The 23,215-nt window shown below is 41.3% G+C and carries 21 protein-coding genes; 10 read left to right on the forward strand and 11 right to left on the reverse strand.

Going from position 1 to position 23,215, the window contains the following annotated elements; translation table 11 throughout:
* The 7 genes from LPTSP_RS07520 to LPTSP_RS07550 all read right to left on the reverse strand — a co-directional run.
* On the reverse strand, positions 1 to 758 hold a 758-nt coding region (locus tag LPTSP_RS07520), incomplete at its 3' end, for a HAMP domain-containing protein (RefSeq protein ID WP_108928209.1).
* Between the two features lie 195 nt (positions 759 to 953).
* Positions 954 to 1,586: a response regulator gene (locus tag LPTSP_RS07525; RefSeq protein WP_108928210.1), complete on the reverse strand. Its 633-nt coding sequence runs from the start codon at positions 1,584 to 1,586 to the stop codon at positions 954 to 956.
* Positions 1,583 to 2,938: a GAF domain-containing sensor histidine kinase gene (locus LPTSP_RS07530; RefSeq protein ID WP_108928211.1), complete on the reverse strand. Its 1,356-nt coding sequence runs from the start codon at positions 2,936 to 2,938 to the stop codon at positions 1,583 to 1,585. The genes LPTSP_RS07525 and LPTSP_RS07530 overlap by 4 nt, the downstream gene beginning before the upstream one ends.
* 122 nt (positions 2,939 to 3,060) lie before the next feature.
* Positions 3,061 to 4,209, reverse strand: coding sequence for a hypothetical protein (locus LPTSP_RS07535; RefSeq protein ID WP_108928212.1), 1,149 nt, complete (start codon positions 4,207 to 4,209; stop codon positions 3,061 to 3,063).
* Positions 4,210 to 4,299: 90 nt separating this feature from the next.
* The gene (locus tag LPTSP_RS07540) at positions 4,300 to 4,692 is read right to left on the reverse strand and encodes an OsmC family protein (RefSeq protein WP_108928213.1); all 393 of its coding nucleotides are present in this window, start codon (positions 4,690 to 4,692) and stop codon (positions 4,300 to 4,302) included.
* A 100-nt stretch (positions 4,693 to 4,792) separates the two neighbouring features.
* Positions 4,793 to 6,052, reverse strand: coding sequence for an MFS transporter (locus LPTSP_RS07545; protein ID WP_108928214.1), 1,260 nt, complete (start codon positions 6,050 to 6,052; stop codon positions 4,793 to 4,795).
* Positions 6,053 to 6,067: 15 nt separating this feature from the next.
* Positions 6,068 to 6,664 (reverse strand): NADPH-dependent FMN reductase, encoded by a 597-nt coding sequence (locus tag LPTSP_RS07550; RefSeq protein WP_108928215.1) that lies wholly within the window; start codon positions 6,662 to 6,664, stop codon positions 6,068 to 6,070.
* A 183-nt stretch (positions 6,665 to 6,847) separates the two neighbouring features.
* Between LPTSP_RS07550 and soxR the strand changes: the two genes are divergently transcribed.
* Positions 6,848 to 7,309 (forward strand): redox-sensitive transcriptional activator SoxR, encoded by a 462-nt coding sequence (gene soxR / locus LPTSP_RS07555; protein WP_245915503.1) that lies wholly within the window; start codon positions 6,848 to 6,850, stop codon positions 7,307 to 7,309.
* Between the two features lie 36 nt (positions 7,310 to 7,345).
* Here soxR and LPTSP_RS07560 read toward each other — a convergent pair whose 3' ends face one another.
* Positions 7,346 to 8,533, reverse strand: coding sequence for a hypothetical protein (locus LPTSP_RS07560; RefSeq protein WP_108928216.1), 1,188 nt, complete (start codon positions 8,531 to 8,533; stop codon positions 7,346 to 7,348).
* Positions 8,534 to 8,542: 9 nt separating this feature from the next.
* Positions 8,543 to 9,250, reverse strand: a complete 708-nt coding sequence (locus tag LPTSP_RS07565) for an OmpA family protein (protein ID WP_245915504.1) — start codon at positions 9,248 to 9,250, stop codon at positions 8,543 to 8,545.
* 245 nt (positions 9,251 to 9,495) lie between these two features.
* On the opposite strand from LPTSP_RS07565, the gene LPTSP_RS07570 reads away from it, so the two are divergent.
* From LPTSP_RS07570 to LPTSP_RS07585, 4 genes are all read left to right on the forward strand, one after another.
* On the forward strand, positions 9,496 to 12,627 hold the full coding sequence (locus LPTSP_RS07570) for a DUF1554 domain-containing protein (RefSeq protein ID WP_167396420.1): 3,132 nt from the start codon (positions 9,496 to 9,498) through the stop codon (positions 12,625 to 12,627).
* Between the two features lie 94 nt (positions 12,628 to 12,721).
* Positions 12,722 to 13,024, forward strand: coding sequence for an ArsR/SmtB family transcription factor (locus tag LPTSP_RS07575; protein WP_108928218.1), 303 nt, complete (start codon positions 12,722 to 12,724; stop codon positions 13,022 to 13,024).
* A 135-nt stretch (positions 13,025 to 13,159) separates the two neighbouring features.
* Complete coding sequence (locus LPTSP_RS07580; protein WP_108928219.1) at positions 13,160 to 13,909, forward strand: SDR family NAD(P)-dependent oxidoreductase; 750 nt, start codon at positions 13,160 to 13,162, stop codon at positions 13,907 to 13,909.
* Between the two features lie 92 nt (positions 13,910 to 14,001).
* A complete protein-coding gene (locus LPTSP_RS07585) occupies positions 14,002 to 14,784 on the forward strand; it encodes an enoyl-CoA hydratase/isomerase family protein (protein ID WP_108928220.1) in 783 nt (260 codons plus the stop codon).
* Between the two features lie 13 nt (positions 14,785 to 14,797).
* On the opposite strand, the gene LPTSP_RS07590 is transcribed toward LPTSP_RS07585, so the two are convergent.
* Positions 14,798 to 16,552 carry an FG-GAP-like repeat-containing protein gene (locus tag LPTSP_RS07590; RefSeq protein WP_245915505.1) on the reverse strand — a complete coding sequence of 585 codons (1,755 nt, stop codon included), beginning with the start codon at positions 16,550 to 16,552 and terminating at the stop codon, positions 14,798 to 14,800.
* 487 nt (positions 16,553 to 17,039) lie between these two features.
* Here LPTSP_RS07590 and LPTSP_RS07595 point away from each other — a divergent pair, with 487 nt between their 5' ends.
* From LPTSP_RS07595 to LPTSP_RS07615, 5 genes are all read left to right on the forward strand, one after another.
* Positions 17,040 to 18,707 (forward strand): hypothetical protein, encoded by a 1,668-nt coding sequence (locus tag LPTSP_RS07595; RefSeq protein ID WP_108928222.1) that lies wholly within the window; start codon positions 17,040 to 17,042, stop codon positions 18,705 to 18,707.
* 28 nt (positions 18,708 to 18,735) lie between these two features.
* The gene (locus tag LPTSP_RS07600; RefSeq protein WP_108928223.1) at positions 18,736 to 21,153 is read left to right on the forward strand and encodes a hypothetical protein; all 2,418 of its coding nucleotides are present in this window, start codon (positions 18,736 to 18,738) and stop codon (positions 21,151 to 21,153) included.
* Between the two features lie 81 nt (positions 21,154 to 21,234).
* The gene (locus LPTSP_RS07605) at positions 21,235 to 21,753 is read left to right on the forward strand and encodes a DUF1993 domain-containing protein (protein WP_108928224.1); all 519 of its coding nucleotides are present in this window, start codon (positions 21,235 to 21,237) and stop codon (positions 21,751 to 21,753) included.
* A 165-nt stretch (positions 21,754 to 21,918) separates the two neighbouring features.
* Positions 21,919 to 22,182 (forward strand): ArsR/SmtB family transcription factor, encoded by a 264-nt coding sequence (locus LPTSP_RS07610; protein ID WP_245915506.1) that lies wholly within the window; start codon positions 21,919 to 21,921, stop codon positions 22,180 to 22,182.
* Positions 22,169 to 22,657 carry an SRPBCC family protein gene (locus LPTSP_RS07615; protein WP_108928226.1) on the forward strand — a complete coding sequence of 163 codons (489 nt, stop codon included), beginning with the start codon at positions 22,169 to 22,171 and terminating at the stop codon, positions 22,655 to 22,657. The genes LPTSP_RS07610 and LPTSP_RS07615 overlap by 14 nt, the downstream gene beginning before the upstream one ends.
* Positions 22,658 to 22,731: 74 nt before the next feature.
* Here LPTSP_RS07615 and LPTSP_RS07620 read toward each other — a convergent pair whose 3' ends face one another.
* A complete protein-coding gene (locus LPTSP_RS07620) occupies positions 22,732 to 23,199 on the reverse strand; it encodes a hypothetical protein (protein WP_108928227.1) in 468 nt (155 codons plus the stop codon).
* Between the last annotated feature and the right edge of the window lie 16 nt (positions 23,200 to 23,215).

The following is a 23,215-nucleotide window of genomic DNA, read 5'->3' on the forward strand; positions in this document are numbered from 1 at the left end:
GAAGCGAATGAGTTCAACTGGTCCACCATTGTGTTGATGGTGTTTTTGAGTTCTAGGATCTCTCCCTTAACATCCACAGTGATTTTCTTGGATAAGTCCCCTGTTGCAACCGCCTTGGTGACTTCCGCGATATCTCTCACCTGACCGGTCAAGTTAGACGCCATCGAGTTCACACTATCCGTTAAGTCCTTCCAAGTTCCTGCAACTCCTCGAACATCCGCTTGTCCACCCAGTTTACCTTCCGTTCCTACCTCTTTTGCTACCCGAGTCACCTCGGAAGCGAATGAGTTCAACTGGTCCACCATGATGTTTACAATCTTGGCAGTTCTAAAAAATTCTCCTTTGAGCGGTCTTCCGTCTATTTCCAAAGACATGTTCTGAGAAAGGTCACCGCCCGCTACGGCACCGATCACTCTCATCACTTCCGTATTCGGTTGCACCAAATTTCCGATGAGTGAGTTAATGGAATTCATACAAGCGCCCCAAGAACCTGTAGAAGAAATACCGCTCACCCTTTGGGAAATTTTACCCTCTTGTCCAACTTCGTTACTGATCCTTTCGAACTCTTTGACCATCCTATCGTTCTGGTCCATGATATCGTTTAATAAGTCTGAAATTTTTCCCGCGATCCCCACTTGGTCCAGAGGCATTCGTTTAGAAAAGTCTCCTCGTTTGAATGCGGTGAGAACTTCCAATAAGTGTTTTGGATTTAAGGAATCTTTTCCTTGTTTGGGATCTAGTGTGGAGGCATTCTTCATGGTAGGACCTAAACCTATAATAAAAGGTTAATGAGCACAAAGGAGAATGATGACGCAAAAAGCATGGAATAACAACAAAAATTATTTCATAAATACATCGTAAGGATTAAGTTAAACGAAGAATTTTTCTGTCACAAGAAATGTGACAGAGGTCTGTAAATATTACAAAAACGAGTTATTCCCGATCTTGGAAATTTATTCCAGAAGCTTATGATCGTAAGCGTAACGAACAAGTTCTTGTGTGGATTTCAAACTCATCTTTTCAAAGATCCTAGCTCTATATGTATTTACTGTATTTACACTTAGCCCAAGGTCTTCCGAAATAGATCGAACGTTTTTGCCTTTTACTAGGAGCATCAGTATCTGAAACTCTCTTTCTGAAAGGGTTTCATGAGGAAGTCTATCAAAAGGTTTAGAAAGTTCTCTTACTAACATCTCGGTTGCTTCCGGACTGATATATCTTGCTCCATCTATCACCTTGCGTACAGCGGATATAAGTTCGTCTCCCGCACTTGCCTTCGTAATATAACCGGATGCACCTGCCTTTAGTGCTCGGACCGCAAATCTATCCTCCGGATACATACTCAGGATCAGGACCCTAGTATCAGGAGAAAGTTTATGAACATATTTTAATATATCCAAACCGCTCATCAAAGGCATATTGATGTCCAAGATCAGCACTTGCACGGATTGAGCTGCAAGGTAATCCAAGACCTGTTGTCCGTTTTCCGCCTCGTACACGATCTCTATATCTTCCTCTTCCGATAGGATCTTTCTTAAACCCTCTCGGATCAGTAAATGATCATCTGCAATCAATGTGGATATCATAGGAAATCCTCCTTATTTCGATTTGAGATTGGTATTTTCACGATCACACTTGTACCTTTCCCCGTTTCACCGGAGATGGAAACTTCTCCGCCTAAAACGACTGCTCTTTCTCTCATTCCGATCAGTCCGAGAGACTTGGATTGGTTCATCTTCTTAGGATCTATTCCGATCCCATCGTCTTGGATCTTTAAAATGAGAAATGGACCTTCTTCCAAACAGGAAACCTGGATGGAACTCGCCTTGGAATGCCTTGTTGCGTTAGTCAATGCTTCTTGGAAAATTCGGAATAATGCAATGGAGGCGTCTTTTTCTAAAGATAGAATTCCAGCAGGGATCCTGATCACGCAGAGAATTCCGGTCCTTTTTTCGAAATCTTTCGCATACCATTCTATCCCTTCCAATAGCCCCAAATCCTCTAAAATTAAGGGCCTGAGTTCTGTGGCAATCCTCTGTACAGATTCGATTCCAGAGTCGGCAACTTTGATCATGGATAGAAGTTCGGACACAACGGAATCGGAACCTTTAGATTTTTGAAAATTATTTTTTAATAATGTAAGATCTATTTTAAGAACGGTCAATAATTGTCCTAACTCGTCATGGATCTCTCTTGCGACCAAAAGCCTTTCCTCTTCTCGTACTTCTTGGAGTCTGGCGGACAATGCTCTTAATTGTTCTCCCGAGGTTTTAAGATGGTTTTCCGAGTCCCTTCTTTCGAACACCCTTCCTATCTGAGAACTGATATGAGAAACCGCTTCGAAAAAGGAAGGATCCGTGGATTTATTTCCGGAATAAAATTCCAAAACACCTACCAGATTTTCTTTTACTAAGATAGGAATACCGATCGCGGCTTCGATCCCGGCTTTGAAAGAAAGTTCTTTAATATCTCCTTTTAGAGAAGAAGGAAAATTCTCGAGTAAGATTGGCTTTCTGCCGTTTCTTACTCTTTCGGAAAGAATTGATTCTTCTTTTTTGGATCTGGTCCTTAATAAATTCCTGAATTCTTTTAAGAATTTTTCTTCGCGAGAGAAGGAGATGGAAGAATACTCAAGCTTTTCCGATTCTTCAGATACTAAACATACCAGACCTAATTTCCAATCGGTAATAGCACAGATACGGTCCAGAGAAAACTGAAGAACAGATTCCACATCGTTCGCCTCGTTTGCTGCAGTTGCGACCTGTTGTAGTAGATTTAGAACGGAGATCTTTTTTAGGAGTTCGTCTTTTGTATTTTTGTCTTCAGGATCGGATTTTTCTAGAGGGTATTGCTTGGAAAATCCTTCGGATTCCCGAGGAAAATTTTCAGAGACCGAACCGTAACTCGGCTCTTGGTCGATATTCGAAAAGCCTTGCACCCCGCGATTATCATATTAAAATTTTTATCTTTCAATCCGTTTTTTCACCTAACAGTAAAGAAAAAGAAAATAGTAATGTAATAGATCGAATAGTGCAGTGATATAAATAAGAGAGAATATTCCTATTTTTTAAAGAATAAATGGATATAAGAGGGCTTTACCTCTTTCCCCGAAAACTCTAAGCCGAAATCCTCTTTTCTTTCCCTAAGTTTTTGATACAAGGCTCCTCCGTTATATAATGCTTCTATTTCCAAAACAATTCCTTTATTCGGATCGCCACCTGAGGCTTCGCTTACCCGATTGACTCCTTGGATAGTACGTATAACCCCTTGCACATCTTTATCCAAGTAATCTTCATAACTCAGTCCTTCTATTTTGATCCGGATCAGATTTCCGGGTTTCCATTTATTAGAGATCTGATCCCTAATCTTAGGATAAGCTTTTTCCACAGACCTCTTGATGGAATTTTGGATGCCGGTGTTCGGATTGATATGCGGAGAAACTCCTGAAGAATTATCCGCAGCGATGATGCGGGCAGTATTTACATCAAAAATTTTGAATCTAAGAACCGATTGATAGGAATGTAATCCAGTATCTTCTATCCTTCCCAGGTCTGTGACCTCTGTTTGCCCCACAAGTAAGATCTGAGCCTCTGACTCGGAAGCTAAAGATAATATTTTGTCTTCGAAAGACTGTTCCGAAAAAGCCCCAGGGTCCTTCTTCCCTTCCTTAAAAAGAACACGATAGAATTGTTTTTTTTCTAAAAAGTCGAAATCAGAGAAGATCCTTACGATCTCATTCTCGGTGATCCCGACCTTCTCCTTTATATTTTGTTTTCCTAATATTCTTTCTTCTATGAATACTAAAAATTTTGGTTTTCCCAGATCCTTGTATCTTTCTCTTAAAGCGTCTTGGACCGCTTTTTGGTTCACTTTACCTTTGGCGTCTATTTCCAAAAGACCTGTCGCTAATTTGCGAGTGATACCAATTTTAGAATATTCTAATACAAACCCCTCTACGGAGGAATTTACTATACTGTCCTTTAATTTGCCACTAATGACTTGGCTCGATCCTTGTATTAATTCTCCCAGGCCATTCTCCAGAATTTTTCGTTTTGCGTTCAATTCCAACTCCTCTTCACTTTGCCCTCGAATGTTTTGCACATATACGAATTCGTCTTTTGGATCTTTTATAGAAGAAAGACAGGAAATCAAAAATGCAAAGGATAGAAATAAGAAGAACGGAATATTAATGGTGATATTGAATTTCATAAGATCGAAAGAGATATTCGAGGAGTTGGACCTATTTTTCCAGCCATCCGTTTCCTAAAGAACTCACGGAAGGCTTGGAAAAATCTTATTTTAGCCCAGTTTGGTTTCGATCTGGATAGGATTGGAAAGAGTTTTGTGAACAGGACAAGCGTTTGCGACTTGTAAAAGTCTCTCTCTTTCCTGCTCGCTCAAATTACCTTCCAGTTTTACGATCCTTTGGATCTCGGTATGATCCGTCCAGCGAGTCAGTTTTAGCTCTACCTTCACTTCTTTCAGGTCCATTTTTTTTCTTTGGGCATACATTCTAACTGTGATGTCAGTGCAGGCTCCCAAGGAAAGAAGAAGGTATTCATGAGGAGAAGGTCCCAGATCCCCTCCACCATCTTCTTTGGATTCGTCCGCGATCAACTCGTGGTTTTTACTACGAAGGATTGTTTTGTAATTTTCAGGAGTGCTGAGTACAGTAACTTCTATGTCGCTCATAAGGTTAGAAGGATAGGAGATCCGCTTTTAAATGCAATCTTAAATCGGACTTTGGGATTTTCAGAGAAGAAGAGTCAACCTTCTTCCCCGAAAATAGACCTTAGGCTTCTGAAGCGATCGCAGCTTCCGGTTCAGTTTTAACTGGAGCGGGCTGTTTAGATAAAACGTACTCATTCACCTTATACATGATCGCCACAGTGATCAAAATGGCCACAATCACAACATAACCCAAATTTGGATAACCTTGGATATATCCGCTTGGCGTTTGGACCACGATCACTCCTGCCGCATAAGAAGCAATCCCACCCGATAATTGTTGTAAAGAAGAACTGATCGCCATATAAGCGCCTCTATCTCTGAGTTCAGGCATAGCGGAATTTAGAGCGTTAGCCGAAATTACTCTACCCGTGATCACTACGAATAACGCAGAGTTAATCAGTATTACAAACCAAAGAGGAGTGATCCCCATTGCGGTATAGTAGAACAGAATCGCGCAGGCGATTAAGGAGGAAACAAGAAAGATTGCATACTTTCCGAATTTATCGGCAGCTCTACCGATCAAAGGCCCCACAGCCATACTTACTATCCCTGTTACGAAATATACTAAAGGAAGATCTTCTAAAGTAATTCCTAAATTATGAACACTGAATGCAGAACCGAAAGGCATAAGCATATATCCTCCCGTAGCCAAAAGCATTGTTGCAAAAAATCCGGGAAGGTAGTTCGGATTTCCAGCGGTTACTACCAAATGTTTGATCGCCTTATTCTCCGTTTTTTCGCTCAGGTGAGATACGATCGGCTCTAGTTTAAAAGCAGACGCAATTCCTACAAGACCACTAATGATAGCGATCATCCAGAAAGGTGATTTCCAACCCCAAATATTAGAGAAAAACACTCCGATAGGGAGACCGAATACTTGGCTCGCAGCAAATGCAGTCATCACAAGTCCCATCACTCTTCCTCTCACTTCCAAAGGAAATAGATCCGCAATGATAGCAAAGCTGATAGAAGCAATTACCCCTCCGAAAATTCCGGTTACTATTCTTGCAAATAGTAGAAATTCGTAATTGGGTGCGATCCCGCAAAGAGCAGTACCTAAAACGAAGCCGCTATAAAAGAATAGCAGCATCTTTTTCCGATCGAATTTGTCGGCAAAACCGGCAGCTAAGATCCCCGAGATCCCGGCGCTGAAAGCGTAAGCGGAAACCACCAGGCCGAATTGAGTTGTGGATATTTTCAGTTGATCCATAACCTGAACTCCTAAGGGAGATAAGATCATAAAATCGAGCACCACTGTGAATTGGATAAATGCCAATAAGGCTACTACAAAGATTTGGTATTTACTAAATGTAAATTTCATATTTATTCCTTAAGATCAGGACCTTAGAAGTGACTGTGGAAAATTCATTCTAGCTTGTTTCAAAACGTTTCCCCACCAATACAATTCATTCAATAATTTCTCAGCCGAAGATGTGTAACGGAATTCCTCAGTTGGTCTTCCGTTATGAAATCTGGCATGAGCCCAATGAAAGCTAACACAGTCTCGAATGGTGGTCATTCTTAATTCCGCAAATACATTGCGAAGTTGCTCCACCGCTCTTAAACCGCCGGAACTTCCTCCATAGGATACGAATCCAAGAGGCTTCGCATTCCATTCTTCACGAAGTGAGTCAATTGCCAACTTTAAATAAGCAGGATATCCGTGGTTATACTCCGGTGTAATTACTACAAAAACATCAGCTTCTGCTATTCTTTCCGAGAATAAGGAGAGGTCCGAGTCCATATTCTTTGACATGTCCCAAGGAAGAGAAAATTCGGAAAGATCGATTAAATCCGTCTCGAATCTGTAATCTTGTTTGGCGATCTCTTCGAACCAATTTGCAACTGTTTCTCCGAATCTGCCTTTCCTAGTACTACCTAATATAATTCCTAATCGGAGACTTGAGCCGGTACTGATCTTTTCTAATAACATTATAGAACACCCTTCTTCATTTCAGTACCGAATATTTTACAAGTTAAAGTGAACTTGAAGTAAAGAGCTTGGAGCAGTTTTTTTACGATTTTTCCGGAAAAAATCCTAAAATGTTTGTGCCTAGACTGTGGGTTAGATAATATCTATACCTAAAGTTCACTTTAAGTTTATATTTGGGAGAATATGGTGGATAAGGACGAATTTTTAAGCATCGGACAGGTATCCAAAAGAAGCGGGGTCGCCTCCTCTGCATTACGTTTTTATGAAGAAAGAGGACTGATCCGTTCCGTGAGAGCAGGTTCCGGTCATAGGCAATATCCCAGACATGTTTTAAGAAGGATCGCATTCATAGTATTCGCACAAAGAGTAGGACTCTCTTTGGACGAGATCGCCTCGGAGATCGCAAAACTTCCGGAAGATCATACTCCCAACGGACAGGACTGGTCCAAACTTTCCAAAACCTGGAGTTTACGTATAGAGGAGAAGATCGCTGAACTTCATAGATTAAAGAACGGGCTCTCTGTTTGTATTGGTTGCGGTTGTCTTTCCTTGCTTACTTGTAAACTAGCGAACCCGCAAGACAAATTGGGAAGATATGGAAGCGGTCCTTTACGTTGGATGGGAAAACCTAAAAAACAAAATTGAACTTCTTGGATCTGAGGAAGTGTAATATGGAACGGATCAATAGATCCCTTCTGAATCGTAAAAAAACGAAGCTCCGGGCATAATATAAACTTCAGTCAAGATCTGTTTGGAATGATGACTCATCTGTCCCAGATCTACATTCGGAAAACGTAATAGATAATCGTTGGTAGTAACCGTTCCAACAGTATCACCCACATACATCGAATAACTTCTGGTAATATCTTGGCGGATCATTCCGATATCTAGGCTAAACCTACAATATCTAAAAGAAGACTCGAACATAAAAATAGTCCCCTTATCCGCAACCTTCCCTCCATAAGCCGGAACGGAAATACTATAAGTCCCCAACCCATTTGAAATCGACTCTTGTAAGATCTGGGTCCCACCTACGGAAAAATCACCTTTCCGATCCAGATATTCCAAGCGAGAACGGATCTCCCACCATTCAGTAATTTTGAACTTCAGATAGATCCCAGGAAGAACCCCTTTCATGGAAAAATTGGATTCTACATTTCCTCCGACGGACCAGGTTGTCTTATCCGGAACTGGAGCACCAGGGCGAGAAGTAGAATAAGATCCATAAGAACTAGTATCCTGCTCCGTATATCTATGAAAATTTACGGACGGTCCAATCCTAAACCTGGAAGTAAAAGGATGAATATAAGAAAATCTTAAATGATCGTTTATACCATTAAATCTTAATAGTCGATTTCCTTCGAATGCGGAGGCCCAGTATAGATCAGTTCTAGGAGTGATAAAACTTGTGGAAGCAGGTTCCTCTTTACCATATTTCCCCAAGGAAGAATTTCTTGCGGACTGTATCTCGAAACGGTTTTTCCAGCCGTAACTGATATCCCAAGCCTGGGTTTGGACTCCCAAAGATCTTGCTTCCTTATATGGAAATGAAGGCGGAGAATCAGGATCTACTATATTTCGAAGTATCGAATCCTTGGACCAAGCAGGTCCTGTTTCATTCAATACTGCAGGAGAAAGATTGCCGATGCCTGCACCTAAACGGAACATCAATCTGTGCTCAAAAACCTTGCTGAATTTATCATTTGGATCGTTGAACCAGGAAGAAGTTTCCTTCGCTCCCTCTTCCTGTTTGATATCAGCTAATTGTTCTGTCCTCTCAGGCTCTTGGGAAAAATTCGGACTTATAAAGAATAAAAATAGGAAGAAGCTTAATAAAATCCTAAAATTCGAAATCATAAAGAATCTCATTCGATTTCCTTAGTATACGATCCGAACGGTTCCGACATATATTTCGGTTCTTCGATTCTTTTTTTCAGAGAAGAAGGTATCAACGATCTTACGCAAATCCGCGTATCCGTCCACTTCCTTAAATCTTTCCTCTGAAATCTCGTGCGATTGTTTGAGTTCTTGTTTTACTGACTGGGATCTTTCCTTACTCAATTTTAAATTTGAAGTGAAGGAGCCTGGAGTATCTGTATGTCCCCCGATCCTAACATTCGTTTCTGGATAAGCAACTAATGCATCGGCGATCTTAGCGATAAGATCCCTTGCCTTAGGAGTTAATGTGGATCTACCGGAAGGAAATGCAACGTCCCCGTCTATGATGATCAAAAGTTCTTTTAACTTTTTATCTTCTTCCACTCGTTTAAGTTCGACTCCCGGAGCCTTCAGACCTTCCTCCGTTTGTTCGAACGTGGTTCCTGAGAACTCGAACGCCTTTTTTAAGCCTCGATACATGATCTCCAAGTAATTAGGAGTTCCTAAATCGTCTAGAGAGCCTTCGCTTAATTTACCTAGCGCTTCCTCTTTAGAGGAAGCAGGGATCTCATCTTCCGGAACACATCCGCAGAATTTTTGGAATGATTTTGACTCGGCGATAGCATATCTTGTCCGAGCGCAATCTAAGAATAAAAAAGATACGATTAAGAAGAATAAAAAAGAAATACGAGAACTAAAAATCAACACTCGAGTACGGTTTGCGGAAGAAAGTTATGACCCTTTTGCTGGATAGATCTCCGACAAGATACTACTTTTTTATAATATTCGCGAAGTCTTATGTAAGTTTTTATATTTTATTAAAAACGAAATCGCTATTTACCACTTAAGGAATGGTCTAAAACTTTTTTACGAAATTTCTGAAAAAGATTAGAGTTAATAACTATTTGAGAATGCCTAGTCTTAATCGCAGAAACCCTACTGGACCGAGGTCGATGAAACGAATCCGCAAAAGGCATCCAATTTCCATCTTCATTCTTTTACTTTTGCTCCAATGTAAGGGTTCGACGAATTCTTTGGACTATATACTCTTCGGTGTGAGTGAAAAATATTCACAAAGCACAAATGGGGTCACAGTCTCTTCTCCCAATTATTCTTATGCGGTTCCCGAAAATCCCACAAATGGAACTTTAGATATAGAGATCCGACTGAACAAGATCCCGACTGCGGATGTGACTTTGCCTCTAAGCTTGAGTCATACAGAAAGAGCGACAATTTCTGTCCCTACAGTAACGTTTACTGCAGGTAACTGGGATTCTCCTCAAACGATAACGATCACAGGTATAGATAATTTGGCTGTGGAGGGAAATAAGGACATTTCTCTTTATGTGGGTAAGGCTACGAGTGAAGACAAATCCTATAATGGTCTCTACACTCCCTCCATCGGGATCACAGTGATCGATGACGATTCATATAATATTGTAGTTTCCCCCAAAAAGAATTTGATCACTACTGAAAAAGGAAACACAGCCAGTTTTACAGTGGTCTTGAGTAAGGCTCCTTCTTCCAATGTTGTAATTCCAACGATCCAAAGTTCCGATCTGTCAGAAGGAACCGTATCCCCTTCTTCTTTAACATTTACCAACGGGAATTTTAATACCCCTCAAATAGTAACGATCACCGGGGTGGATGATGTTCTCACTGACGGGAATATCCAATATAAGATCAATTTAGGAAATTCCACCAGCTCAGATACAAATTATAGCAATCTGATATTATCCTCCGTTTTCGTCACAAATATTGATTACGAAGAACCTGCCATAATAGTAACACCCACTACCTTGAATATAAATGAGGCAGGAACCGCTAAAACATTCACAGTAACTTTAACTGTAGAACCTCCAGGAAATGTAACCATCCCTGTTTCCAGCTCGAATCCGTCCAGAGCAACCGTAGATACTTCTCTACTCACATTTACTCCAGCGAATTATAATACTCCCCAGACAGTCACAGTTACTCCTGTAAATAATGAGATCGCTGATGGGAATGTGATCGTAAATATAGTTTTAGGAACTGCAACAGATTACGGAAATGAGAATCCTCCCGACGTAAAAATAAATATTACTGACGACGATAGCCCAGGGATCTCGGTTTCCACATTGAGCACAAATACGAACGAGGCAGGACAAAACGCATTTTTCACTGTAGTTCTCACAAGTGAACCTACATCTAACGTTACCGTTTCCTTTAACGAAAAGAAAGATTCAGTAAACTTAAGCAACCAAGAAGGCACGATCGATCAAACTCAAATCGTATTCACTCCTTCTAATTGGAATACTCCCCAGTCCGTGGTGGTAACCGGAATGGATGATGATGTGATGGATGGAAATGTGCAATACCAGATCCGAGTGAATAAAGCAACTAGCTCGGATACTAAATATAATAACAGGACTCCTAGTCCGAATTTTGTTACAGTTAACAATTTGGATGATGATACAGCTGGATTTGTGATCGTAGCGAACGGAAATACTACTCTTACGAGCAATTCTTCCGTTTCTATCAATGGATTTGCTACCGACGATTCCGCCAAATTGGATCCTCAAACTTATTCCAAATTTACGATTCGATTGAGGTCCCAGCCTCTTTCCAATGTTACTTTAAATCTTTCCAGTGGAAGCACGACTAACGACGGAGTTTTAAATACTTCTAGCTTAGTATTCACTCCTTCCAAAAATGTAACGGGTGGATGGAACCAGGATAGAGAAGTTACCGTAACCGGAAGTTCCAACGGAACTAACGAAGGAAATCACGATTATACGATTTCTACTTCCAGTACAACTACGGATGATAAATACGGAAGCACCACATTCGTTAAAAATCCTTCTTTCGTATATTATAGTTGTGATAATGATGTTTCCAACCTGATCTCTTCATGCAGAAGGTCAGGAGGTTTCTCCACGAGCGAAGGAGGAGGAACTGCAACAATTTATTTGATCACTCAATCTTCTCCAAGTTCCACTGTTACTGTTCCTGCTTCCAGTGACGATACTACGGAAGGAAATGTGACCTCTTCCGCAACGATCACTTCTGGAAACTGGAATACTATGATCTCTTCCGGAACGAATAAGATCGTTGCAACAGGTGTGGACGATGCACTTGTGGATGGGAATGTTCTATACAATATACTTTACGGCGCAGCCAGCGGTGGATTGACATATACTGCACCTTCTTCCCCTATCCGAAATATTGATGACGAGCAAGTATTGACATTTTCGAATATAAGCGGAGATACTAGTGAAGATGGCATGAGTGCAACCTTCAAGGTAAAATTAGGACTTTCCTCTCCTCCTACTGGGGATGTCACATTCACTCTTTCCTGTAAATCTGGAAGCACGGAATGCGCGAGCGTGAGTCCTACGAGTCTTACATTCACTTCTTCCGATTATAATGTGAATAAGACAATCACGATCACTGGCAAAAACGATAATAGAGTGGATGGCACCCAAAGTAGTTGTGTATCTTTCAGTCTTCTTACGAGTAGCGATGCAACTTTCGACCAATACCAACCTCCTGACTACTGTGGGGTCCAAAACCTGGACAACGATAAGCTGATCTGGAGCACTTCACTTACAAAAAGTGGAAACCTGAATTCCGGTATGACCGTTGCAGATGATAGTTGCAATGATGGTGCGGATCCAAACAAACCTACAGATATGGGAAGCGCTACGTACAAGGCATTGATCGTAGACGGTTCTACTAGGGTTGCGACTACAACAGGAACGAACGCAACCGGACAAACGAACTGGGTCCTGGACGCGAGCAGAGATTATTATCTCAAAAGTGGTAGTTTACCTTATTCTAATAAAGTATTCACTACGAATTCTTTCAAACTTTTCAGCTTTGGAAGTTTGACTACTGCGTTCAGTGGAAGCGGATCCGATTCTTTCTGGACCGGTTTGAATTCGAATTGGACCACTTCAAGTAACCATTGCAATATGTGGACAGACGATATTAGTTCCGGGATTACCGGGCAATACGGGATCGGAAACTCATTAGGATCCGGGTCCATCAGCTCAGGAAACGATAACTGTTCTGTTCCCAAAAAGTTTATCTGCGTCCAGCAATAAGAAGAAGGTTCTCTGTTTCCTGAAGCTTGAGAGCCATCGGAGATGCTCTTGAAAATGAAATTTTCTTTAGACAGAACCGTCTAAAGAATGAAATATGGAGAGAGTGCCAAATCCCAAGCCTGTCAAACTCACTGAAAAGGAATTTACTAAAATTTCTAGGGCCCTTGCTGAGCCTAGAAGATTTCAGCTTTTACAATGTATTGGCTCTAACAAAGAAGCTACCGCTTGCAGCACTCTGAACAAGTCCCAAGATATAAGCCCTGCTACTCTTTCTCACCATATTAAAGAATTAGAAAATGCCGGCCTGATAGAAACTTCTAAAGAAGGCAAATATGTAAGTATCACCTTGAGAAGGGATGTATTCAAGGCCTACCTAGACAAACTTTCCCAGATCTAGACAAAACCGACCGACGCTCATTCCAGTTTCGTTATTTTGATAATTATCAAAATATCAAAATATTTTCAAAAACAAACATTTCGATACTTGTCTAACTATAAAATTATTAAGATCCGAATATTCAGGAGTGATCTCATGAGTCAGTTAAAAGGAAAAGTCGCAGTGGTAACAGGAGCTTCCAAAGGAATTGGAGCAAGTATCGCTAAGACATTAGGTTCCGCAGGTGCATCAGTAGTGGTTAACTATTCTTCCAGCAAAGAAGGTGCAGATAAGGTTGTGGCGGAGATTGAAAAAAGCGGAGGAAAGGCAATCGCAGTCCAAGGAGACATGTCCAAGTCCTCGGACGTGAAACGTCTTTTTTCGGAAACGAAGAAAACATTCGGTTCTCTAAATATCCTAGTGAATAACGCAGGTGTATTCGAGTTTGCGCCATTGGAAGCCGTGACAGAAGATGAATTTCATAGACAGATGAATATAAATGTTCTGGGACCTATCCTCGCCACTCAGGAATCTCTCAACCATTTTGCGCCGGAAGGTGGATCTGTGATCAATATCAGCTCTATAGTGAGCGACAACCCTGTTCCTCATTCGGTTGTGTATGCTTCTACAAAAGGTGCATTGGATACTGTTTCCCAAGTATTGGCTTTAGAGCTTAGTTCCAAAAAGATCAGAGTGAATACGATCGCACCGGGTGGTGTTGAAACAGAAGGAGCTCATAGACTCGGAATGATAGGAAGTGATATGGAAAAAATGATCGTTTCCAAAACTCCTTTAGGAAGGTTAGGACAGCCTGAAGATATTGCAAAGGTTGCATTATTCCTAGCCTCCGAAGATTCATATTGGCTTACGGGAGAAAAGATCAGCGCATCCGGAGGTTATAGATAAAATTTTTCCTTCGCCGCAGGGCATGATTAGTTTGTGATTTAAACCATAAAATTCGAGTGGATCACTTATGTTGGAGTTCCTAATCATGCCCTATGAACTATTTACGGGAACCAATCCAATTAAAAAACGGCAGAGCCGAATGTATTAAAATACAAACTAACGATCAAAATTCTTTGACCAGGGAGAATATGATAGAACTGGAAAATATCCTGGCTGAGATCGATAAGGACGATAGTATCCGCGCGGTGCTTATAAGTTCCGACAACCCTAAATTTTTTTCAAACGGTATCGATGCGGAGAATATACTAAATACACCTAGGGAAAAACTGACCGCAGAAATGGGCCAGATCGTGATCCTATTCGGTAAACTTTTGAGTTTCGGAAAACCTTTGATTGCAGAGGTGACAGGTTACGCGATGGGTGGTGGTGCAGTTATCACTCTCTCTTGCGATTTCAAATTTATGTTAGAAGGAAAGGCAAGGATCGCTTTTACAGAAGTTTTGGTAGGACTTCCACTACCGATCAGTTTCATCGATAAACTGAAGATAACAGTTAAGTCTGAATATCTGAACGAAGTTTGTCTTTTAGGAACTGCTTATAAAGCGGAAGAAGCCAAAGAAATTTCTTTAATCAACGAAACTGCCGAAAATAAGGAAGATTTGCGTAAACTTGTTCTGAAAAAATTAGACGAGGTGATGGCAATCGCTCCAAGCGCTTATAGACGGACGAAGGCTGCGATCAATAAAGAGATCACCGATAAATTCGAATCGCAATTGGAATTCACTAAAAGTAGTTTTGAAGATCCTAAAGTAGTGGCAAATTTATTGGAAGCGATGAGTGCTTTAAAGGAAAAAAGAAGACCGAAACTTACCTAAATATTCGATTTTCTTAAATTTGGATCCTATAAGCTTCTAAATTTCCGAAGGTCCAAACTCCTAAAAATTTAGGATACAGGTCCTTCGGAATATTTACATCCACTAGATTACTTCCGAATTCACTTCCGGTAAATCCGGAGATGATTGAAGTCGCAGAATTTGCACTTGTCGCGGCATACCCGGAACCATTACCATGAAAAACATACACTCTTCCGGACAATGCAACCCCATCCGGATATACGTATGCTGCCGCCACTAAGTCTCCCAACCCGTCTCCATTTATATCGGAGATCATGACAGCATTTCCGAAAGCTTGGTTAGTAGATTGCCCAGAAATTAAATTTACAGAACCACTTGAGACCTGGTTGCCGTCGCTTAAATTTATATAAACTCTTCCCTGGCTAGTAGAATAACTTGGAGCGCCTGTAGCAAAATCATCATAACCATCTCCGTTAATATCTCCCAGCACTACCCCGAGTCCCACAGCACTTATAGAGAAAGCGTTGATTATAGTGTTTGCACTTGTAGCAGAAGAAACGGTTATCCCACTTGTAGTCCCAGTGCTATTGAATACATAACTTCTTCCAAAAAAGCTGCCGTATTGGGGAGCTCCTACTGCAAGATCCGCGTAACCATCTCCGTTCACATCTCCAGTAAACAAACGGATACCGAAATTACTTGTAGTCTCTCCAACTATAACAGTATTTGCTAATGTATAAGAACCTACCGTAACTCCCGCAGATCCACTGCTATGGAAAATCCAAACCCCTCCTGCAGAACCCGCATACGCGTTTCCACCCACAATCAGATCTGAAAATCCATCTCCGTTAATATCTCCGAGTCCTATCCCGCAGGCGAAATTACTTCCGCCCGGTCCTGAAATAGAAGTTGCCGCTGTTGAGGAAATCCCTCCAGCCCCAGTACTGTAATAGATAAATGCAAGTCCGGAAAATCCGGACACACGATAGGCACCATTTGCAAGATCATCGTATCCATCCCCATTCACATCGCCTAACGCAACTGCATATCCGAATTCGTTTGAACCCGTATAATTTAAGATCAGATTTGCGCCGGCTGCTGTGTTAGTAATAATACCGGAAGTGCTTCCGTGAAATATATATGTGATCCCTTGCAATCCTGAATAGTCGGAAGCTCCTATCACAAGATCTCCGTAACCATCTCCATTCACATCTCCCATCGCGGAAGCGTAACCCATTCTTCCTTGGCCTGTGATAGAATGATCCGCCATACTCGAATCAGTTGCGGAAATTCCGGAAGAACCTCCATTAAAAATATATGCTACTCCCATTCCGGAAGCATCTCCAGGAGCCATCACTACTGTGTCTGCGTAACCGTCTCCGTTCAGATCTCGATTATAACCCTTCCTTACATTCAGGCTGAGAACTGTGGAAATATTTGCGCTGGAGTCAACACTTCTGATATGGATAGAATGCAGAGAGCCATGTCTCCAAGTAAAGGAACCTACAGGCAGGGCGAAACTCCAACTAGTCGTTCCAGTCGCAGTACTATAAGTTCCTCCATCGATACTAATTTGCACTGAGGAAACCAAGGTATCATCGGAAGAAGTCCCAAATAAAAATCCTGTCTCCACGGTCGGCCTGCCAGAAGCGGGGAGATTTGTGATCGTGACTGTAGGAGCCGTTACATCTCCGGTAGGAGACGGAGTGGTGCTCGCATCTACGCAGGTATCCCCCGAGACTAAGCATGCAATCTGGGCCTCGAGCATCGCTTCGAAGGCGAGATTCATAGATTTGAGTGAGCAGGATTCTAAAAAGAAAAGAAGAAGGACTACTGTACCGTAAGGGATTCTCTTTTGAAAAAATAAAACGAACGAATTCAGGCCTTTCGCAAGGATTTTACGATGAAAAAAATTACGGAAATTCTCTCTAAGAAATTTTCGCATCCAAATATATTTACATTTAATCGAAGATCGTATTACAACTCATTTCTAAAAAATTGAAAAACAAACCGGAATTTTAGAAAATCCACCCTCCCCCGTTCGCGGGATATTTTCGAAATTTCTAATTTTCGTTTTCGTAAGTCATTAAAGATTAACCTCGTTCTTTTTTGGAATGCCTCGCTTGAATCTACTCATTCACCCGTTCCGTAATCAGTAGCGTTCATTCCTAGATCGTTACCAAACAGCCTTTTCCCCTCAAATTTAACCAAACAACTTGTCTGTTTTTTAGAAGCCGGCCCTAGAACAAACAGTAGTTACGCGAGGGAGTTGAGACATGAAAAAAATTCTGAAAGATGAAAAATTCCAGGACATTCTTCTTAAAGCAGCTCTCGTCATGACCATCCTAATACTAATTTTGGTATTATCCACAGGATGTAACAATGCAAAAGCGGTGAGTATAGATGCAAGTTCCTCTGCAATAGGTGCCATCGCGTTCGATGGAAACCTGGGAGTTTTTGGAAGTAATACTTCCGGACCTTCTCTTGTTAAAGTGAACGTTATCGGATATTTAAATAAATCCGGTAAAGAGATGAATCTCACTCTGACTAATACGGATACCTCCGAGACACAAGAGCTACAGATTTCGGATAACGGAACCTTCTCCTTTCCGGATACTTTGGATCCAGGCGCAAATTTTACAATTGCTCTTGGAACTTATACGGGAGGACAGAACTGCACTCTCACAGGAAATTCAGGCAAAGCTGGTTTAGTAGCCGCTTCTAAGGTCGACTGCGAAAGGAACTTGGCCGTTTTCGGGACCTGGTTTTCGGGCAGCACTCCGGTCATGAATCTTTTTCAGGTGAACCAAAAGACTTCTACGGTTGTAGGAACTCCTATGTTTTTTAGTACGAGTGCCGGAGTTCCAATGCTCGATCTAGTTTGGTCCGGAAGCAAATACCTGGCAGTTTGGACCGCGACAGGAGGCACGATCAAAGCTAGATTCCTGGATATAGAACACACCGCCATAGGTTCGGATATTACTGTGGCAGGTTTAGTTTCTACCGGGCCAGGTGCTAAGATCAGCACGTTATCTTCTGCCTATAATCCGGATCTGGACGAGTTCGTAGTAGTATTTGTAGAATTTGGAGGAAGCACATCCTTCTCAAATTTAGTAAGATATATCCGTATCCATTCCGATGGAACCTTGGTTGGAAGCCCAACAGACATTAAATCTATTTCCGGAGCGATAGGCACCACATTCGGATATTCGGATGTAATTTGGGATGGAAGTAAATATATAACCGCATTCGAAGACCATGACAATAATACGGACGATGTTCCTAATAATTACGTAACAGTATTCCGTTTTACGAATGGAGCAGCCTCGCAGATCAATCAATTGTTCTTATCTTCCGGAACCGGTTCCACTGGTGCAGTTCTTCCTGTAGGTTCTGCGGGCGCTGCTTATCCTAAATTCGTGAGAACTTCGTCTGATATATGGCTTTTTTATAATAGATCCAATTTGGATGTTTCTGGGAACTCAATCGATTCCAGCTTAATGGAATGGAGAAACTTAGCGGGAGCTCCTGCACAAGTCCGAAAAGACACGAACCCGAATGGTTGTCATCCGAGTGGAACCGGATTCCAAACCTACGTTCCTTCTCCAGGAAATATAGGCTCCAGAGTATTATTGGGCTACGATCTAAGATGCACACAAGGTAGTTCCTTATTCTTCGATGTATATCATGCTCCCTTGAATTCGACTAACGGTGGCCTGGGAGCCGTTACGAATTATTCCGGATCTATGCTTGGAATGAACTTTACTCTTGGAAGCTCCACTACCTGCAGAACTTCCAGGTGTTACACAAGTGCAGGTGCGTTAGGAGACGGAGTTTATATTTTCGATCCTAATTTTGATGGAAGCACTAATACGTTCTATTCGATCAAACTCTCTTCTCCAGGGAATTCTGTGGATTTTCCAGTCCAGACTTCCATTCAGTAACTTCAACCGGATCCTTGTTAAGATAAATATGAAATATTACTCTTACAGGGTCCTATTTTTTCTTCTCATATTTTTTGCGAATATTAGTTGTTATAAACCTCCGCAAGCATCCACACTTTTAGATCTTTTCAGTTTAAAAACGGATCTGGATGCATTCAATACTCCGATCAAAGTTTTTGTTCAAGTTTCCGGCTTAAGCTCCGGAACGCTTACAGTCTCCAACCATTTGGGAGAAACCTTGGCATTTCTTTCTAATGGGACTCAGGTATTTCCCACGCTGACCAAAATGGGAAACCAATATTCAGTTTCCATAATAGGTATTTCGGGAGCTTCTTCTCAGCAAGAATGTAAGATCAGTAATCCTGAAGGACCGATTCTATATCCGAAGACCGTAATTTTTATCAGTTGCGGAAAAGTATTTTACGATCTTTCCGTGAAAGTTATCGGTTTAGATCCATCGATTGCAGGGACTTCTCCGCTTGTTCTACAAAATATGTCGGACAAGATCACCTTTACAGCGGACGGAACGAAAACATTCGCTCATAAAGTAGGAGATTCTGCCAGTTATTCGATCAGTTTCATCTCTACTCCCACGGGACATTCTTGCTCCTTCGTTCCAAACGGCTCCGAAACTGGAACCATGTCTGGAGCTCCGCTCACTTTGCTCTTGGATTGTATTTCGGTTTTGGAAATTTTTCCTAAGTCTAAGATACTCACTCCGACCGGCAAAGTTTCGATCAAACTTTCTTTCCATGGAGTAGATCCGGGAAGTTGTAGTTTTAATCCGATTACTCTTCCAGGAAAAAATAATGTGGCCTCTCTTGGAAATCCGCCTAGTATCACTTATCCTTCCGGTCCGGATGATCATACGATCGTAATCCTTCCGAATCCACCGGACCTCTGGGGACCTCCGGGAAATTCTTTCTTTGAATTAATCGGCTGTACCGCAAAAAGTTTACCCATCCAAAATGGAAATCCGATCCATTATGATTTTATAACTTCTTCCAATATTCGTTTGGTAGATGAAAGTAATGGAATAGACGATCCAGGATGCGGAACTGGTTTTGGACCGAGCCAATTTTGTAAAAGTATCGAAAAAGGAGTCCAAGAATGTGACTTAAGCGGAACCATCTGTTCCGTTTTCGTTTCAGAAGGAAGTTATACTCCTTCTACCCAAATTTTCTTAAGCGGAAACACTTCCCTATTCGGCGGTTTTACTTCCGGTTTTCCGGATCTGGATTCTGATCCAAGTATTCATCCGACAAGGATTGTAGATGATACACCTTCCAGTTGTGGGACATCCTTCTCGAATTTCTGTAATGCGATCTTGATCTCTACCACTTCTTTAAATTTGCCTACAACAAATCTTACAGTAAGCGGATTCCAGATACAGATGAATCTAATTGGAGATTATTCTACTGGGATCCAAGTTTTAAATTCCAGGACCAATCTAGGACAGATCATCATTTCTAAAAATATGGTATTTGGCAGCGAAACGAATTCAAACGGAGTTGGGATCCGCACAGGATTACTGATCAACCAATCGGATCATGTGGTCGTGACTGAAAATTGGCTTAGAGGCGGCTCCGGAAGATCTCATTCTATCGGCGCAATGTTAGAAGGAGCCGGAACTATAGCCCAACCTATCATACTTTCCAGAAATATTTTGGACGGACTGGTTAGTATAGAACCGATAGGATTCAGCGCTGGACTTTGGATAGAAACAGGCAACTTCGAAGCGGTGATCGTTTCTGAAAATAAGATTAACTCTTATCAATATTTAAATCCTGGTTTGGTTTCCGAAAATTCGTATGGGATCATTCTTACCGATGCAGCAGATTCCAGTAATATTATAAACAACGATATTTATATTGGAAATTCCCAAAATACATCCTTAGGAAAATCCACCGGGATATTTTTACAGGCAGGATTCGGAATTCATAAAATTCTAAATAACCAAATTTTCTCTAGAGTATTGTCCGCTAATAGTGCAGGGATTATTGTTGCTTCTCCTCCGGATCCAGGCTCCATTATTCGAGGAAATAATTATTTCGTAAGCGTGCCTGTCGTTATAGGTTTGGATCAATATATTTTCTGCGGAAGCACCTTGAACCAAGAAGATTGTGCTCATCCGATCTCAGGACAATTTATAGGCGATTATTCCAATAGTTATGGACAAAATCCAAAATTTGCGGATACGATTGAGATCGAAAAGATTTGGAATTTCAATCTTCCTTTCGGAATTCCAACATCTGCAAATTCTCCTTGTTCTTCTCTTTATGGAGGAGTGGATCTAAATACAATTCCGCTTCCGATCACTTCCATTCCATTTATACAAACGGATTTTTACGGAAGTCCAAGAACGAATACTTTCAGTCTATTCACTCCTCCAGGAGCAGGATCCATTTCTATCGGTGCAATTGAATCGGATGCAAATTGTTTCTAAATACAGACCGAGGACCAATCACGAGATGATCTATGAGGATTTAAAGCTTGATACATCCAGATTACCACGTTCCATGGAAGTATGTCAGACATTTCGATTTACGAAATCACAGTAACACAAGTAATCAAAAATTTAGAACACTTAAAACGATTTATAGATAAGGGAAAAAGTTTTGCCGAATCCAAAAATATCGATATAGATGTTTTATTGAATGCAAGGCTCGCTCCAGACCAATACAATTTTATCCGCCAAATACAAACAGCTTGCGATACAGCGAAACTTGGAGCAGCACGTTTAACCGGAAAACATTTCCAATCACATGACGATAAGGAAAAAACTCTTTCCGACGTGATTGATCGTATCGATTCCGTTGTAGGAATTCTAAAAGAACTGAAACCGGAAGATTATAAAGAAGCTGCCGACAAAAAAATATCTCTGCCTCGTTGGGAAGGTAAATCCCTAACCGGAAAAGAATATGCTCTTCATCATATGATCCCGAACTTCTTCTTTCATATCGTAACCGCTTACGATATCCTCAGACATAATGGAGTGGAACTTGCTAAGAAGGATTATCTGGGTGATTTTCCTTTTAAATCCTAGACCAAACTTTTTTCTCCAAATTCCCACTTTTTTCAAACTTAGGTATTTACCTAAGTTTATTTGTATGCTATAGTTAGGCAAGTGCCTAAGTATAGTAACCATCTAGACAACTTGTTTCACGCTCTTGGGGATCCCACAAGAAGGTCCATTTTAGAGCGTTTGAGCATGGGGCCGGCAACAGTCGGAGAATTGGCGGAGCCGTTCAAAATGGCTCTTCCTTCTCTAATGCAGCATCTAGGAGTGTTGGAAGATTCTTCTCTGGTTCGTTCCGAAAAAGTGGGCCGGGTAAGGACTTATAAACTTACCCAGGAGACCATGCGAGTGGGAGAAGATTGGTTCGTTAGACAACGCACCCTATGGGAAAGAAGGCTAAACCAACTGGACAGTTACTTACTTGAAATGAAGGAGAAAGAAAATGGCAAAGACTAATTATTACCAACCGGACCCAAAAACAGATCTAGTTCTGGAAAGGATCGTAGACGTTCCAAGAGAACTTGTTTGGAAAGCATGGACCACTCCGGAACATATCCTGAAATGGTTTACCCCTGCCCCTTGGAAAACTATAGATTGTGAGATCGATCTTCGTCCAGGTGGGATCTTCCGCACGACTATGTTGTCTCCGGAAGGGCAAGAATTCCCGAACAGCGGTTGTTTCTTGGACATAGTTGAAAACGAGAAGCTTGTATTTACCGATATTTTTGAACCAGGGTTTAAACCTACTGCAAACGGCGGATTTTTTACCGCGATCCTTACATTAGAAAAACATGGTAATGGAACCAAGTATCATGTTCTTGCTCGCCATAAAGATGAAGAGAGCAGAAAGAAACATGAGGAAATGGGTTTCCATGAGGGTTGGAACGCAGCTCTAGACCAATTAGTAGAACTTATGAAAGCGGTTCACTAAACTTCCAAAAAATGCAGACGATCAACTAAAATGGGAAAATCATTCTTTCGATTTTAGTTGGTCTTTTGTATATTCTAAAATTCTATTTTATACGTTGCGTGGCATCTAACGCAATTTTGAGTAAGTTTGTCCAGTTCCCGGAGAATCACTTTCGTATTTTTCTTTTGCCTTAGATCTTCTGCGATCTTATCGAACTGGTCATGAGTACCGAATCCCAACTGTTTGAATTCGATGGGTAATTTCAAAAGGATTGTTCTTTCCTCATCTTCCAGCTTTTTCACCATAGCCATTCCGCTCGCAGAAGCCGCCAACTCCGCCTTCTGATAATCCTCTTCTGCCAATGCGGAAACGATTCCGTTAATGGAAGCAAGCAATCCTCTCATTTCCGTTAAGACCAAATTTCTCTCTTCCGGGTTTAAATGGATTGCCACTCTTCCGTCTATCGATTTAGACACATTACCCAAAAAGAAAAAGTAAAGAAAAACAGAAACAGATATCGCCCATAATAATATAGAGATGAGTCCTAAGGGTATTTTTTTCACAATTTACTCCATTTTA

This window comes from Leptospira johnsonii (assembly GCF_003112675.1).
Classification (GTDB): domain Bacteria; phylum Spirochaetota; class Leptospiria; order Leptospirales; family Leptospiraceae; genus Leptospira_B; species Leptospira_B johnsonii.

Coding starts and splice junctions, on each gene's coding strand:
- LPTSP_RS07525 (WP_108928210.1), bottom strand. CDS start 1,586: ATGATATCCACATTGATTGCAGATGATCATTTACTGATCCGAGAGGGT.
- LPTSP_RS07535 (WP_108928212.1), bottom strand. CDS start 4,209: ATGAAATTCAATATCACCATTAATATTCCGTTCTTCTTATTTCTATCC.
- LPTSP_RS07540 (WP_108928213.1), bottom strand. CDS start 4,692: ATGAGCGACATAGAAGTTACTGTACTCAGCACTCCTGAAAATTACAAA.
- LPTSP_RS07545 (WP_108928214.1), bottom strand. CDS start 6,052: ATGAAATTTACATTTAGTAAATACCAAATCTTTGTAGTAGCCTTATTG.
- LPTSP_RS07550 (WP_108928215.1), bottom strand. CDS start 6,664: ATGTTATTAGAAAAGATCAGTACCGGCTCAAGTCTCCGATTAGGAATT.
- soxR (WP_245915503.1), top strand. CDS start 6,848: ATGGTGGATAAGGACGAATTTTTAAGCATCGGACAGGTATCCAAAAGA.
- LPTSP_RS07560 (WP_108928216.1), bottom strand. CDS start 8,533: ATGAGATTCTTTATGATTTCGAATTTTAGGATTTTATTAAGCTTCTTC.
- LPTSP_RS07570 (WP_167396420.1), top strand. CDS start 9,496: ATGAAACGAATCCGCAAAAGGCATCCAATTTCCATCTTCATTCTTTTA.
- LPTSP_RS07575 (WP_108928218.1), top strand. CDS start 12,722: ATGGAGAGAGTGCCAAATCCCAAGCCTGTCAAACTCACTGAAAAGGAA.
- LPTSP_RS07580 (WP_108928219.1), top strand. CDS start 13,160: ATGAGTCAGTTAAAAGGAAAAGTCGCAGTGGTAACAGGAGCTTCCAAA.
- LPTSP_RS07585 (WP_108928220.1), top strand. CDS start 14,002: ATGAACTATTTACGGGAACCAATCCAATTAAAAAACGGCAGAGCCGAA.
- LPTSP_RS07590 (WP_245915505.1), bottom strand. CDS start 16,552: ATGAATCTCGCCTTCGAAGCGATGCTCGAGGCCCAGATTGCATGCTTA.
- LPTSP_RS07595 (WP_108928222.1), top strand. CDS start 17,040: ATGAAAAAAATTCTGAAAGATGAAAAATTCCAGGACATTCTTCTTAAA.
- LPTSP_RS07600 (WP_108928223.1), top strand. CDS start 18,736: ATGAAATATTACTCTTACAGGGTCCTATTTTTTCTTCTCATATTTTTT.
- LPTSP_RS07605 (WP_108928224.1), top strand. CDS start 21,235: ATGTCAGACATTTCGATTTACGAAATCACAGTAACACAAGTAATCAAA.
- LPTSP_RS07610 (WP_245915506.1), top strand. CDS start 21,919: ATGGGGCCGGCAACAGTCGGAGAATTGGCGGAGCCGTTCAAAATGGCT.
- LPTSP_RS07615 (WP_108928226.1), top strand. CDS start 22,169: ATGGCAAAGACTAATTATTACCAACCGGACCCAAAAACAGATCTAGTT.